Here is a 14168-nt window from a genome sequence, read left to right as displayed (position 1 = left end):
CGGTCCGCCTCCGCAAGGGAAGGACAGACAGAATGGTAGGGTTCGCCAGTGATGAGAACCCTCCATGCTTTCTGTCTTTCGTGGCTCGCCCTCTCCTGGCTGGGTTGCGCCACCGTCAGCGCTCCCATGCAGCAAGCCTGGGAGGAGGCGGAGCTGGAGTGCCACGCGCCCGAGGACGACCAATGCATCACGCTGTTGTGCCTGGGTGACGCCTGCGGCTTCTACCGCTGCGGAGACCTGCCCGGTGACGTCGAACTGGCGCGTTTCCCACCCACGCGCCCGCCTGCAGCGGCCGCGGCTCCGGGTATGGGTCCGCAGCGAAACTGGGGAGCCGCGCAGAATCTCCCTCGTGGCGCCGTCATGGTCTTCCCCAACTGGGACGGGGCCCCTGACCGGCTCATTCCCCCTTCACGCCAGCTCTCGCCTGGGCGCTGGGAGAAGCACCACATCTTTCCCCAGGCCCAAGACCTTGCGCTGTGGTTCGAGCAGCAAGGCATCAAGATCCATGACTACACCATGCCTATTCCGCGTGACCTCCACAGGAGGATTCACGACGGTACCGGGCGCGGCGGGGCATGGAATGACGCCTGGCGTGAGTTCATCGATCTGCACCCACGAGCCCCACCCGAGGAGATCTACAAGCACGCCGGAGAGCTCATCCACCGCTTCCAGCTCATTGGCGGTCCCATTCAGCCCTACTATTCCCGCCCGGGAGCGTGAGGACGGATGACGCGATTCTTCTGGCTGACTGAAGACAGAGCGGTCACAGCGAAGCACGGCGGGGAAATCGATGCGTGGCACAAGTTGGTGCTGCCCGGCGTGAGGTGTCACGCGTGCGGTGTCACCTGGAGCGACGTGGGCCACGAATACCCATCCATTGACCTTTCACAGCTACCCGAGCACCGCGAGTTCGAGAAGGCCCGACCTGAGCCCTTCCCCGAGTTCGCGCGCCTACGCGAGCTGGTGCGTCCCCTGGCGCCCCCGAATGCCGAGCTTCCACCCGGCACCGGCTTCGGCCCGCTGGTGGGCCGCGCCTCCGGGACGTTCGGTCCCATCGTGTGGGTAGTCGGGAGGAAGCTTCTCCTGCGTCGGGATGCGTTGGAGCGTCTCCAAGCGGAAGGCGTGCGAGGATTGCTCGGCTGCCGCACGGCGCTGCGGTTCCGCAAGAAGGACGCTCCGGAACTGCTGGAGCTTCAGATAGAGCCACACGGCCGCCTCCATCCGGACTGCATCCCTCCGGACGTGCCGCCCCCCTGCCCCACCTGTGGCCGGCACGGCTTCAGGCGACCAGATGAGCCCATTCTCGACGCGGCATCCCTTCCGCCGGAGCTGGACCTGTTCCGAGTGGGGAACTTCGCAACGATGATGATTGGCACCGAGCGATTCATGGAGGCCGTGCGCCGGCTGGAGCTGGACGGCATCACCTTCCGCGAGTTGCGCACGCGCTAACCCGCTTCAGGGTAGTTCCGCCTGTCCGAATCCGCGCGGGGGGAGGGCCTCAAGGCCCGTCCCTATCGCGACCCATCGCGAGAGCTTCGCGGCTTCATGCCCGCTCGCCCTGACGCCCAGCGCCTCGTAGCCGCTAGCTGTTCGTCGACCCGCGCTTTCGCTTCCCGCTTCCTCCAGAGCCTCCCTCGCAGTCAGCCACCACTTGCGGTTCGCTCCCACGCCCATGCTGGGCGCACCAAAAGAAAACGGCGGCCTTCCCTGAGGAAGGCCGCCGCTCTCACTGCTTCGGACTCCGGACTACGGCGCGGTGGTGATGGTACCCACCGCCACGTCGATGGCCTGCAGCGCGCCGGAGGCCGGCAGCGCGTGCGCCTTGAGGACGTTCAGCGGCACGAGGGTGCCGGCCGGCGTCTGGGCGGTGGCCTTCACGGTCAGCGCCACGGACAGCAGCGCGCCGTTGTACGCGTGCGCCGGAGCGCCCTTCTGGTACACGCCCACGCTCAGCGTGCTGCCCTTCACACCCGACTTGAGCAGGTGGGGCGCGGCGCCCAGGTCGTAGCCCTGGTTGGCCACGTACTCGGAGCCGCCCACCGTGGACCAGTCGGCGGTGGCCGGGTTCAGCGCCAGCGCCAGGTCCGCACCACGGCCGGACTGGCCCGTGGGGCCCACCAGGTCCAGCACCAGCGTGTTGCCCGAGGACAGGCTGGCGTTGCGCACCAGCCGCCAGCCCGTGCCCGTGGGGTCCACGTAGCTCACCGTACCGGCGACGGGCACGGTGATGACGGCGGAGTCCTTCTTCGACGCATCCGCCACGCTGGTGGCCGTCACGGTGTACGTGCCCGGCTTGTTCGGCGCCGTATACACGCCGGAGCTGGTGACGGAGCCGTTGGCCGCACCGCCCTCCACGGCCCAGGTCACCGCGACGAGGGAGGTGCCCGTGACTTCGGCCGTGAGGTTGACGGTGGCACCCTGGTCGACAGTGGCCGTCTTCGGAGTGACGGCCACAACCACCGTCGGGCCCACGACGGGGTCCACGGTGATGGTCGCGGAGTCGGACTTCGTCGAGTCCGCCACGCTGGTCGCCGTCACGGTGAACGTGCCCGCCCTGCCCGGCGCGCGGTACGTGCCCGTGGTGCTGACGAAGCCGTTGGCGTCACCACCCACCACGGTCCACAGCACCGCGGTGTTGCTGGTGCCGGTGACCTGTGCGGTCAGCTTGACGGAGCCGTCCTGGGCCACCGTGGCCGTCTTCGGAGTGACGGACACAGCGACGTTCGGGACGACAATCGGGTCCACGGTGATGGTGGCCGAGTCGGACTTCGTCGGGTCCGCCACGCTGGTGGCCGTCACGGTGAACGTACCCGCCTGGTTCGGAGCCAGGTACGTGCCCGTGGTGCTGACGTAGCCGTTGGCGTCGCCACCCGCCACCGTCCACTGCACCGCGGTGTTGCTGCTGCCGGTGACCGCGGCGGACAGCTTGACGGAGCCACCCTGGGCCACCGTGGCCGTCTTCGGAGTGACGGACACAGTGACGGTCGGGACGACAATCGGCTCCACGGTGATGGTGGCCGAGTCCGACTTGGACGCGTCCGCCACGCTGGTGGCCGTCACGGTGTACGTACCCGCCTGGTTCGGCGCGCGGTACACGCCCGTGGTGCTGACGTAGCCGTTGGCATCACCACCCACCACGGTCCACAGCACCGCGGTGTTGCTGGCGCCGGTGACCTGTGCGGACAGGCTGACGGAGCCGTTCACGGACACGGTGGCCGTCTTCGGAGTGACGGACACAGTGACGTTCGGAACGACGATGGGGTCCACGGTGATGGTGGCCGAGTCCGACTTCGTCGGGTCCGCCACGCTGGTGGCCGTCACGGTGAACGTGCCGGACTTGTTCGGGGCCAGGTACAGACCCGTGCTGCTGACGTAGCCGTTGGCGTCACCACCCACCACGGTCCACAGCACCGAGGTGTTGCTGGTGCCGGTGACCTCGGCGGACAGGAAGACGGAGCCGTTCGCGGACACGGTGGCCGTCTTCGGAGAGACAGTCACGACGACGTCCGGGACGACAATCGGCTCCACGGTGATGGTGGCCGAGTCCGACTTGGACGCGTCCGCCACGCTGGTGGCCGTCACGGTGAACGTACCCGCCCGGTTCGGCGCGCGGTACGTGCCCGTGCTGCTGACGGTGCCGTTGGCGTCACCGCCCACCACCGCCCACTGCACCGCCGTGACGCTGGTGCCGGTGACCTCGGCGGACAGGCTGACGGAGCCGTTCGCGGACACGGTGGCCGTCTTCGGAGAGACAGTCACGGCGACGCCCGGGACGACAATCGGCTCCACGGTGATGGTGGCCGAGTCCGACTTGGACGCGTCCGCCACGCTGGTGGCCGTCACGGTGTACGTACCCGCCTGGTTCGGCGCGCGGTACGTGCCCGTGCTGCTGACGGTGCCGTTGGCGTCACCGCCCACCACCGCCCACTGCACCGCCGTGACGCTGGCGCCGGTGACCTGTGCGGACAGGCTGACGGAGCCGTTCGCGGACACGGTGGCCGTCTTCGGAGAGACAGTCACGACGACGTCCGGGACGACAATCGGCTCCACGGTGATGGTGGCCGAGTCCGACTTGGACGCGTCCGCCACGCTGGTGGCCGTCACGGTGAACGTGCCCGCGCGGCGCGGCGCCCGGTACGTGCCCGTGCTGCTGACGGTGCCGTTCTCGTCACCGCCCACCACCGCCCACTGCACCGCGGTGAGGTTGGTGCCGGTGACCTGTGCGGACAGGCTGGCGGAGCCATCCTGAGCCACGGTGGCCGTCTTCGGGGAGACCGCCACCACCACGTCCTCGACGACGACCGGGTTCACCGTCACGGCGGCAGAGGCCTTCTTCGACGGGTCCGCCACGCTGGTGGCCGTCACGGTGAACGTGCCGGACTTGTTCGGGGCACGGTACACGCCCGTGCTGCTCACGAAGCCGTTGGCGTCACCACCCTCCACGGACCACAGCACCGTGAGGTTGTTGGTGCCCGTGACTTCGGCCGTCAGGGAGACGGAGCCGCCCCAGGTCGTGGTGGCCGTCGCGGGGGAGACCGCAACCACCACCTCCTCGACGACGACCGGCTCCACCGTCACTGCGGCGGAGGCCTTCTTCGACGGGTCCGCGACGCTGGTGGCCGTCACGGTGAACGTGCCGGACTTGTGCGGCGCCAGGTACACGCCCGTGCTGCTGACGAGGCCGTTGGTGTCACCACCCTCCACGGACCACTGCACGGCCGTGATGGAGGAGCCGGACACTTCCGCCGTGAGCTGGGTGGTGGTGCCCTGACCGATGGACACCGTCCCCGGGGTGACCTTCACGATGACCGTCGGAGTCTGGACGGCCTCCACCTTGACGGTGGCCGTGTCCGTCTTCGAGGTGTCCACCGCGTTGGTGGCCACCACGGTGTACGTGCCGGCCTCCGCGGGCGCGGTGTAGACGCCCGTGCTGGTGATGGTGCCGTGGGAGTCGCCTCCCTCCACGGACCAGAGGACGCGCGGGTCCTCCGCATCCTGTACCGCGGCGCTGAAGGTCGTCTTCTCGCCGGCCTTCACCGTCACGCTCTTCGGGGTCACCGTCACCGGCCCCGAGTCGGGGTCGGTGCAGGCAGCCAGCGCTCCAATCAGGAGCGGAACAATGAGCTTCATCCACGTTTTCATGGGGATTACCGTCCGAACTGGCTGACGAAGAGGGTGATGTCGTTGTCGTTCACGGAGCCGGCACCGTCGAGGTTCGTCTCCTCGGAACCGTTGGTGCCGTAGTCCTGCGCGAGCAGGCCCATGTCCTCTCCGTCCACGACGCTGTCGCCATTGATGTCGCCCGTGTAGACCTGGATGGCCGCCACGGCCTTCGCCGTCGGTACCACGACGCTCGCCGCGGACACGTGGCAGAGGCCACGGACCACCGGCGCGGCGTAGAGGCCGGCCGCGCTGACGGTGCCGCAGATGCGGCCCTCCGCCACGGACCAGGTCACCGCCGTGTTCACCGCGTTCGCCACGCTCGCCTGCAGGGCGACGGAGCCGCCCACCGGCAGCACGACCTGCGCCACCGCGAACTCCACCGTCACCGGCTGGAGCGTGAAGGTGGTGGTCGCCTTGGAGGACTTGCCGTACGCGTCGTACGCCACCGCCTCCAGGACGTGCTCACCCGCCGCCAGCGGAATCGGGAACAGCGGCAGCGTGTACGGCTCGTACGAGGTCTTCCCCTTGAGAGCGCCGTCCACGTAGAACTCCACGTACGCAACGCCCGTGTCGTCGGTGGCCTCGGCCCGCAGGGTGTAGTTCTCGAACATGCCCTCCAGGCTGGCGGTGATGTGCGGCGCGCCCGTGTCCTCGACGGTGGAGTTGTGCACCTCGAAGCTCACCACGCGCTCCGTCACGTTGCCCGCCTTGTCCGTGGCCCTCGCCTTGAACTGGTGCGGGCCGTTGGTCAGCGTGGACGTGTCGAACGCCGCCGCGTAGATGCCCTGGACGTTCGTGAACGAGGTCACCGGGGCGTCATCCACCAGGAACTCGAGGGAGTTCGTCCAGACGTTGTCGCTCACGGAGGCCGTCAGCTGCACCGTCCCGTAGCTGCCCTCGACCGCCGCGGAGAGCGTGGGGCTCTGGACGTCCGCCTGGGTGGAGGTGACGAGGTTGACGTCGTCCAGGAAGAACTGGACGTCGCCGTCCGGGTCATGCATGGCCTCCGTCTGGTCCACGTCGAAGAACAACTGCACCGTCTGGCCCTTGTACTGCGTCAGGTCGAAGCGGTGCTGGAAGTACTCCGCGTTGGTGTCATCCGCCTGGGAGAGCGTCTTCAGCGTCGCCAGCTCGGTGCCGGCGGAGTCCCGCACCTTCGCGCTGAAGGTGTGGTGGGGCAGGGCGTCGGTGAACCCGCCGTTGTAGATGCGCAGCCAGAAGCTGAAGATGGCCGAGGTCGCGGTCGCCGGAATGGCGACGGACTGACGGACGGAGTGCCGCACCGGACCCGAGGTCCAGAAGATGTAGAAGCGGCTGCCCGTGTGCGCGAAGGACGCGCTGCTGAAGATGCCCGTCGAGCCCGACACCGTCGTCGCAGTCGTCCAGCTCGCGGAGGTCTCGAAGCTGGGGTTGAGCACGCGCTGGGTGGCGGTGGTGTCCACGTAGAACGTCACCGCGGGAGAGTTCCCCACGTTGCCGCCCGCGTCCGTGGCCCGGGCGACGAGCGTGTGCGCGCCGCCGGTCAGCGTGGAGAGGTTGACGGTGCGGGAGAACGACTTGACCGAGTTGCCCAGGGACACGCCGTCGACGAGGAACTCCACCGCGTTGACGAAGCCGTTGTCGGACACATCCGCGAGGTAGCCCACGCGCGTGCCGGAGAAGACCACGTTGGCCGCCACCCGGGGCGTCTCCGCGTCCGCGGCGTGCGTGACGCGCAGCGAGAAGTCATCCAGCTGGAAGTTGGTGGCGAGCGAGGCGTTCTCGTTGCCCTCCACGTAGATGCGCACCGTCTGGCCCGCGTAGGCCGTCAGGTCCACGCTCTGCTGCGTCCAGCCCAGGTTCGCGTCCAGGTTGGACCACGTCGCCACCGTCCCCAGCACCGTGCCCGAGGTGTTGCGCACCTGCAGCGTCAGCGTGTCGCGGACGGCGGTGGTCGTCGTCTCGGCGGTGGAGAGGTTGAGGTAGAAGGTCAGCGCGGCCCTGGTGACGCCGGCGGGAATGGTGACGTCCTGCCACAGCTTGTCGACGTGCGTCGTGCCCCAGCCGTTGAGCCACACGTAGCCCTGGCCGGAGTGTCCGCCCGCCGCGGGGAAGTTGATGTTCTCCGGCGGGTCCGCCGTCCAGCCCTGACCGGCGAGCTCGAAGCCCGGGTCGGTGAGCAGCTGCTCGAAGCTGTTGGCGACGGTGAAGCTCGCCGGGGCGGACGCGGCGTAGTTGCCGGCCGCGTCGTAGGCCACCGCCACCAGCTGGTGCGCGCCGTTGGACAGCGAGGTGGCGTCCAGCGGGAACTGGTACGGCTGGGCGGAGACGTTCCCCGCCAGGGCGCCGTCGACGTAGAGCTCCACGCGGGCCACGCCGACGTTGTCGTCGGCCTGCGCGCGCAGCTGGAGGTTGGGAGAGCTGCCGGAGACGCTCGCGACGACGGTGGGGGCCGTGCGGTCATCGTACGTCTCGGCGGTGTAGCCCACGTTGATGGCCGCGAAGGCGTTCTGCACCGCGCGGTACTCGTTGGACTGGGCGCCGAAGAGGTCCGCCGCGGCCTGGAGGCTGCTGGTGCGGGCCGACAGGTAGTTGGACGACGGGAACATGTAGACGGTGAGCGCGCGGTACCAGATGGCCGCCGCCTTGTCGTTGCCGATGCCCCTCATGCCCGCGGGCAGGTAGGTGCTGGAGTAGTCGGTGCCGACCACCAGCGGCTGCACGCCCTGGGACAGGAAGTAGTAGGCGCGGTTCATCGGGCCGCTGCTGAAGTGCACGTCGATGTTGCCGATGCCGGGGAACCAGGCGTCCACGCTCAGGCCGTCCAGCGACGGGCGGAACATGACGCGCAGCGGGAACTCGCTGAGCTGCTCGGCCATGAGCCAGTTGCCGCCGGTGTCACCAATGGTGCTGCCGCGACCGTTGGCCACCCAGAACTCCGTCATGGTGCCGAAGATGTCCGAGCTGGACTCGTTGAGGCCGCCAGACTCGCCCTCGTAGATGAGGCCGGCCGTGTGCGAGGTGACGCCGTGGCTCATCTCGTGGCCCGTCACGTCGAGCACGCCCATGGACTTGAAGCCGCCAGCGGCCGGGTACGAGCCGTCGCCGTAGCTCATGCAGAAGCAGCCGTCGCTCCAGAAGGCGTTGTCGTAGGCGTTGCTGGCGTGCACCCGGTTGTAGGTGGGCGAGCCGAAGCCGTCGATGCCGTTGCGGCCGAAAATCTTCTTGTAGAAGTCCCACGTCGCCAGCAGGCCGAAGTGCGCGTCGACGGCGGCCGTCTGGCCGTTGGTGCTCAGCGTGTTGTTGGCGCCGACGATGTAGTTCAGCCCGTCGCCCCAGACGTTGTCGGGGTCCGTGTAGAGGGTCAGCGTGGGAACCACGCCGTTCTGCACGGCGGCGTGGTTGATGTCGTAGGTCCGGATGCCCTCGCCGCCGGTGCGCGTGACGTCGCGCAGCTCGAAGGCGCCCTGGGCGTTCTGGAAGACGTCCAGCTGGACGTCACCGCTGTACTGCGAGTGGCCGAGGCCCTTGGCGGCGGCCGTCTGGAGCGAGTTCCACTTCTTCAGCACCTCGCCCGAGTGCGCGTCGACGATGAAGTCCGTGTGCTTGACGCCGTCCTTCGGGTTCTCCAGCTCGGTGTGCACGTGGTACGCGAGCTTGTAGGCGACGACTTCCGTGGTGAAGTCCGCCGCGTTCTGCTTCGCGGCCGGCTTGCCGGGGTAGCGGTTCACCAGCCGCGTCTGGGGATAGACGATGAGCTCGCTATCCGGAGTGATGCTGAACTCGCCCTTGGGCGCCAGCTCCTGGGTGGCCTTCGTCAGCGCGGACTTCGCGTCCAGCGTGGGCGTCACATCCAGGCGGATGCCCTTGCGCAGGCCGTCGGAGGTGATGCTGATGTCCCCGGCGGACAGCCCCTGGTGGGTGATGGCCATGGCGCCCCACACGGGTACGCCCTGGTACGTCTGCGCAAAGCGCGCGTGCGTCTGACCGAAGCTGTCCGTGCTGGAGCTGGACAGCGTGAAGTCGTCCCGCGAGCCCAGCCCGAGCTTCTGGCCCTGGGCCTTCAGGCTTGCCAGGGATTGCGCAACACGGGCCGGCTCCTGGGCCTTGAGCTGCGCCAGCATGGGCTGGGCAGCGGGAGTGAGTTTCTCAGCCGCGAGGGATGAGCTCGCCGTGAACAGACCGGCGAGGAGCAGAGGCCACCGAGGCCACGGCTTGGACATGGATTTGACTCCGCCGTACTACGTCAGGGGGAACCCCCGCTGACGGCATCCTGGGGGAGTGCCTTCCGCGGGAGGGCCACGCTGACAGTGGGGAGTCCGGACAACCCCAGGGCACTCCTTCGCCCTCGAACGTTCCATCATCAGCGTAACTTTTGACGAGTATACACAGTCAAAAAGCAGATGAAATGGGGGCGGACCCTTAGGTCCGCGAATCGGCCACAGGAAAGACAGGGAGTGCTGAATATTCGCGGAGTGTCCTGTGTGTCCCGGTGGGTGGACGCGGCCCCAGCCCGAAAGGCGGGGCCAGCGTCGTGCCCCGGACTACCGCCAGGGATTGGAGAAGCGCGCGTCCTGGGTGAAGGCGGTGTCCGTGAGGCTTTCCAGGAAGGCCACCAGGTCGGCGCGCTCGTCCGCGGTGAGCGTGAAGGGGCGCACCAGCGGGTCCTTGTTGGGATTGGCGCGGCCGTCCCCGGCGAAGGGGCCTTGCGTCACGTTGCGCCCGCCGGAGGTGTAGTGGTCGATGACGGCCTCCAGCGTGGGGATGCTGCCGTCGTGCATGTACGGCGCCGTCAGCGCCACGTTGCGCAGCGGCGGCACGCGGAAGCGGCCCTGGTCCCTGGCGTTGTGGGTGAACTCGAAGAGGCCCGGGTTGTCCGGCGGGTACGCGCCGTTGCCATCCACGTCGTAGAGGCCGGTGTTGAAGAACTGCCGCTCCGGCAGCCGCGAGTCCTTCGCGCGGAACGAGAGCGTCAGGTTGGTACCGCTGTGGCAGTGGTAGCACTCCGCCCGCTCGCCGAAGAACAGCTCCATGCCCCGCTTCGCTGACCGGGACATCGCCGTGTCGTCGCCTTGCAGGTAGCGGTCATACGGCGAGCTGCCCGACAGCAGCGTGCGCTGGAAGGACGCCAGCGCCTTGACGATGGTGTCCTGGCCCACCGGCTCGGCCGCGTCCGGGAAGGCCGCGCGGAACAGCTCGGTGTAGCGCGCGTCGCCGCGCAGGCGCCCGAGCACCTCGTCCAGCCGGGGTGCCAGGCCCAGCTCGGTGGGAACTTCATTGAAGAGGGGCACCAGGGCCTGGTCCTCCAGCGATTCCAATTGAGGATTGGCCCAGGTGTACGTGGACAGGTACACCACGTTGGCCAGCCCCGGCGCGTTGCGGGGGACGTGGTCCCCCGTGGAGCCCACCGGCGTGGCCCTGCCGTCGGTGAAGGCGCGCTGCTGCTCGTGGCAGCTCGCGCAGGCCTGCGTGCCGTTGCCGGACAGGCGCGTGTCATAGAAGAGGTGGCGGCCCAGCTGCACCTTCTCCTCGGACATGGGGTTGTCCTCGGGGACGAAGGGCTCGGGGAAGCCGGCCGGCAGCTTCCAGTCGTACGTGGGCCCGGACGGGGCCGGGGCCGGCGGGTCCTCGCCGCCGCAGCCCGCCGCCAGCAGCGCGCCCAGCACCAGCAGCGCGTCCGCTACAGCGCTCACCTTCCATGCGCGCAACATCGTGGGTGGCTCCCTCAGTCCAGGTCGACGGGGTTGCTGCCCACGTGGCAGACGTTGCAGGCGCCCGACATGGTGGGAAACGGCATGAAGTTGAAGGACGCGGTGGCCCGGCTCGTCACGCGGGGGAAGAGCGACTGGTTGGGGAAGGGCGCGGCCTCCGTCGTGTAGAAGTTGCCGCTCGCGTCCGCCTCCAGCGTCAGCACCACGGTGCCCGCGCCGTTGGGCGCGGTGGAGAGGGTCATCGTGGCGTCAGGGTTGGGCTCGCGCCGCGAGGTGACGGCGGTGCCCGCCACGGTGAAGCGCCCCGGCGCGGTGCCGTTGGGCCCGTGGCAGGCCATGCAGTTGTTCCCCGCCTCGTGGCTGGTGCCGCCGCGCTGGCTCTTCAGCGACACGGCATCCAATTCCGGCGCGCGCTGCACCGTGGGCGGAGGGGACGTCCCGTCATCGTCACCGGAACCACAGCCGGCGGCCAGCGCGAGCAGCAGCGCCGCGGAGCAGCGAAGGGCAAAGACAGACATGAGTGGAGCCCCCGGCCTTCAGCGGACGCGGAAGAAGGTGTCGGGCCGGGAGAGCGTGCTGCCATCCACGGCCAGGCCGACCTGCTTGAAGAAGGCCGCGCACTCCGGGTCCCCCGCGCTGGACATGCAGCCGGGCATCCCATCCGAGGTGCCGTCCGGCACGCGCTCCACGTCCAGCTCCGAGTACAGGCCGGCCGCGTCCAGCACCACGACGTGGGTGTCCGGGTCGAAGCCGGACAGCGTCACCATGGCCTGGTTGTCGGAGGTGCAGGTGAAGCCCTCGCCCACCGAGCCCTTGCAGCCGGCCGCGCCCAGGTGGAAGTAGAAGCTCTCATTGGCCTGCGAGCGCACGTCCAGGCGCAGGAACTTGTAGCCGCCCTGCCAGCTCCACCACATGCCGGGCGCGTTGAGCGGCGCGGGCGCGGTGGCGCCGTCCAGGTGGTTCATCTCCGGGGGCAGGCCCACCTTGAACTCCAGGCCCGTGTAGTCGTCGTGCTCGGGCGCGGTGCCCACCACTTCCCGGCGCGTCAGCGGGCTGCCGGTGTCACAGGTGCCGGTGCCATCCTCGAAGTCCAGCAGGGCCATGGTGTCGCGCTGCCACGTGCCGTCCTGCTCCAGCGCCAGCACGTGCCGCTCGCCGTTGGCGCGCACCAGGGTGACGTCCCGGACGTACATCTTGAAGTCGAGCAGCTCGATGGCGCCGCGCGAGGTGCCGATATCCGTGTAGCGGGTGCCGCACGCCAGGGGCTGCTCGCGGACCTGCGGGCTGAAGCGCACCTGGTACGTCTTCTCGTTCTCGGCACAGCCCTGCATCAACAACAGGGACGGGACCAGCCACAGGCCTGCGGACTTCAGCACGGCGTTCATTCCAAGGACCTCCACGAAGGGTGGGCGGGGGCCACCCTGACAGCGGGGATGGGTAGCAGAGGGGCCCGGCCCGGCCGCTGTGGCATGTTGTCGCGGCGCCCGCCGTGTCCGGCCCGGCACGGGGAGCCCCGGCTGGCGCCCACGGCGGGACACCCCTCTGCGTCTGGGGTCGGGAACGCGGCCGCGCCCGGGACATATCGGGCCCTGGCGTGTGGAACCGGACGCCGCCCGGCCCTCCGGTGCGCTGGCCCCCACGGCCTGACGACCCTACCCATGCCGTTCTCTCAAAACCCTGGAGGCTGCCCTTGTCCGCTCGCTTGCTGTCCCGCGTCGTGCCCCTGCTCGTCCTGGCGGGACTGAGCCTGGGACACGGGGGAAGCAGCAGCGAGGGTGGCGGGGGCGGCTGTGGCGGCGGAGACTCCGACGCGCACTCCCACGACGAGGAGCACAAGACTGCGTCCGGCGCGGTGTGCCCCTCCGAAGGAGGCCCCACGGCCTCGGACTTCGGGAGCGCCTTCCTGCGGACGCACTGCCTGGCGTGTCACAGCGTCAGCGTGACGGGCGAGGCCCGCGAGGGCGCTCCGACAGGCGTGGACTTCGATACTCCCGAGGCGGTGCGACAGTGGGCGGAGGCCATCGACGCGCACTCGGCCGCGGGACCTTCCTCGGTCAATTCAGGGATGCCACCGTCCTCCCGCCCCGCGCCCTCCCTGGACGAGCGTGTGAAGCTGGGGCAGTGGCTCGCGTGCGGTGCACCGTGAGACGGCCCACCGACTCACGGGCAGACGCCGCAGTCGGACTGGCAGCTCGCGGCGGTGTTGCTGGTGCCGCAGTGCTCGGAGAGCTGACAGGTGCCGTCGCCGCAGGTGTAGATGTCCTGCGTGCGGATGCGGGTGGTGATGGGGCGGTAGACCTTCCCGTTGTACGTGCACGTCTTGTAGTAGTTGCGCGACGTGTCCAGCTGGCAGTACGTGCCGGCGGAGCCCACATGGCTGATGACCACGGCGCAGTCCGGGTCGCCGGCCCACTGGGACAGGCCGCACGCGCGCACCGTGCTCTGGCTGTACGTGAGGTAGTCCGCGTCGTTGCCCACGAAGAGCCCCTCGCCGTTGAAGAGGTTGCCGAAGAACACCGCCTCCGGCTGGTTGAAGGTGGTGAGCTCGTTGGTGCCCAGGGGGATGGGCACGTTCGTCGCGTCCCGCCCCTGCACGGAGATTTCGAGGTGCACGCCGTACTTGTTCACGTGCGCGGCCAGGCAGCCGGACACCACCTGCTGCTCCGCCAGCGTCGCCGCCGAGCCGCCCGCCCAACCCGGCGCCAGGCCCAGCACGCCCGTCCACGTGTACGTGGTGCCCGAGTACGTGTACGAGAGCGACTGCGTCGAGCCCAGCGCGCACCGCGCGATGTACCGCATCACCTCGTCCGCCTTCGCCGGGTTCGTCCCGAACCAGGTGCTGAAGCCATTCGTCGACAGGCCGTTGGTGGAGAGCCCGTTGGTGGAGAGCCCGTTCGTCGACAGGCCATTCGTGGAGAGCCCATTCGTGGAAAGGCCATTCGTGGAAAGGCCATTCGTGGAGAGCCCGTTCGTCGACACCACCCCGTCCGCATGGGTGCCGAGAGACTCGCCCTCCAGGTCCATCCCCTGCTCCGCGGGGCCGCAGCCGATGGCCGCGACGCAGAGCAGCACGGGCATCCAACCCCATCCGCGCGGATGGCGGCTCCAGCTGCGGGTGACCTCGGAGTGGGATGAGGTCTGCGGGATGAGGTGGCGCATGGGAATGCCTCCGCGTTGGGGGTGACCGCGGTTCGTGCGGCCATGACAACCGGTAAGGCTTCCCGCGCGGACTGACAGGTGTCCCCGCGTGCAGATCGAACAACTCGGTCTTACGGCAAACACGTACTCCGTGCGCCGCATGACGCTCTGTCGTTA

At 69.0% G+C, this 14168-nt stretch carries 9 protein-coding genes; 3 read left to right on the top strand and 6 right to left on the bottom strand.

Annotated elements, in window-relative coordinates; translation table 11 throughout:
* Positions 1 to 51: 51 nt before the first annotated feature.
* Entirely contained in the window at positions 52 to 720 is a 669-nt protein-coding gene (locus OV427_RS24455; protein ID WP_267858575.1) for a TIGR02269 family lipoprotein, read from the top strand.
* A 6-nt stretch (positions 721 to 726) separates the two neighbouring features.
* A complete protein-coding gene (locus OV427_RS24450; RefSeq protein ID WP_267858574.1) occupies positions 727 to 1449 on the top strand; it encodes a double-CXXCG motif protein in 723 nt (240 codons plus the stop codon).
* A gap of 297 nt (positions 1450 to 1746) precedes the next feature.
* On the opposite strand, the gene OV427_RS24445 is transcribed toward OV427_RS24450, so the two are convergent.
* From OV427_RS24445 to OV427_RS24425, 5 genes are all read right to left on the bottom strand, one after another.
* Positions 1747 to 5130 carry a beta strand repeat-containing protein gene (locus OV427_RS24445; RefSeq protein ID WP_267858573.1) on the bottom strand — a complete coding sequence of 1128 codons (3384 nt, stop codon included), beginning with the start codon at positions 5128 to 5130 and terminating at the stop codon, positions 1747 to 1749.
* Between the two features lie 17 nt (positions 5131 to 5147).
* On the bottom strand, positions 5148 to 9266 hold the full coding sequence (locus OV427_RS24440; RefSeq protein WP_267858572.1) for a M4 family metallopeptidase: 4119 nt from the start codon (positions 9264 to 9266) through the stop codon (positions 5148 to 5150).
* A 420-nt stretch (positions 9267 to 9686) separates the two neighbouring features.
* Positions 9687 to 10853 carry a methanobactin export MATE transporter MbnM gene (locus OV427_RS24435; RefSeq protein ID WP_267858571.1) on the bottom strand — a complete coding sequence of 389 codons (1167 nt, stop codon included), beginning with the start codon at positions 10851 to 10853 and terminating at the stop codon, positions 9687 to 9689.
* 14 nt (positions 10854 to 10867) lie between these two features.
* On the bottom strand, positions 10868 to 11371 hold the full coding sequence (locus OV427_RS24430) for a hypothetical protein (protein ID WP_267858570.1): 504 nt from the start codon (positions 11369 to 11371) through the stop codon (positions 10868 to 10870).
* Between the two features lie 18 nt (positions 11372 to 11389).
* Positions 11390 to 12238 carry an MbnP family copper-binding protein gene (locus OV427_RS24425; protein WP_267858569.1) on the bottom strand — a complete coding sequence of 283 codons (849 nt, stop codon included), beginning with the start codon at positions 12236 to 12238 and terminating at the stop codon, positions 11390 to 11392.
* Positions 12239 to 12543: 305 nt separating this feature from the next.
* Between OV427_RS24425 and OV427_RS24420 the strand changes: the two genes are divergently transcribed.
* Complete coding sequence (locus OV427_RS24420; RefSeq protein WP_267858568.1) at positions 12544 to 12999, top strand: hypothetical protein; 456 nt, start codon at positions 12544 to 12546, stop codon at positions 12997 to 12999.
* Positions 13000 to 13013: 14 nt separating this feature from the next.
* Here OV427_RS24420 and OV427_RS24415 read toward each other — a convergent pair whose 3' ends face one another.
* Positions 13014 to 14012 (bottom strand): hypothetical protein, encoded by a 999-nt coding sequence (locus OV427_RS24415; RefSeq protein ID WP_267858567.1) that lies wholly within the window; start codon positions 14010 to 14012, stop codon positions 13014 to 13016.
* Positions 14013 to 14168 lie beyond the last annotated feature (156 nt).

The sequence above is a fragment of the Pyxidicoccus sp. MSG2 genome (genome assembly GCF_026626705.1).
Taxonomy (GTDB): domain Bacteria; phylum Myxococcota; class Myxococcia; order Myxococcales; family Myxococcaceae; genus Myxococcus.
Note: the sequence above shows the minus strand (reverse complement) of the source record. Positions and strands in the feature narration are given on the sequence as shown.

Coding starts and splice junctions, on each gene's coding strand:
- OV427_RS24430 (WP_267858570.1), bottom strand. CDS start 11,371: ATGTCTGTCTTTGCCCTTCGCTGCTCCGCGGCGCTGCTGCTCGCGCTG.
- OV427_RS24425 (WP_267858569.1), bottom strand. CDS start 12,238: ATGAACGCCGTGCTGAAGTCCGCAGGCCTGTGGCTGGTCCCGTCCCTG.
- OV427_RS24450 (WP_267858574.1), top strand. CDS start 727: ATGACGCGATTCTTCTGGCTGACTGAAGACAGAGCGGTCACAGCGAAG.
- OV427_RS24415 (WP_267858567.1), bottom strand. CDS start 14,012: ATGCGCCACCTCATCCCGCAGACCTCATCCCACTCCGAGGTCACCCGC.
- OV427_RS24455 (WP_267858575.1), top strand. CDS start 52: ATGAGAACCCTCCATGCTTTCTGTCTTTCGTGGCTCGCCCTCTCCTGG.
- OV427_RS24445 (WP_267858573.1), bottom strand. CDS start 5,130: ATGAAGCTCATTGTTCCGCTCCTGATTGGAGCGCTGGCTGCCTGCACC.
- OV427_RS24440 (WP_267858572.1), bottom strand. CDS start 9,266: ATGCTGGCGCAGCTCAAGGCCCAGGAGCCGGCCCGTGTTGCGCAATCC.
- OV427_RS24435 (WP_267858571.1), bottom strand. CDS start 10,853: ATGTTGCGCGCATGGAAGGTGAGCGCTGTAGCGGACGCGCTGCTGGTG.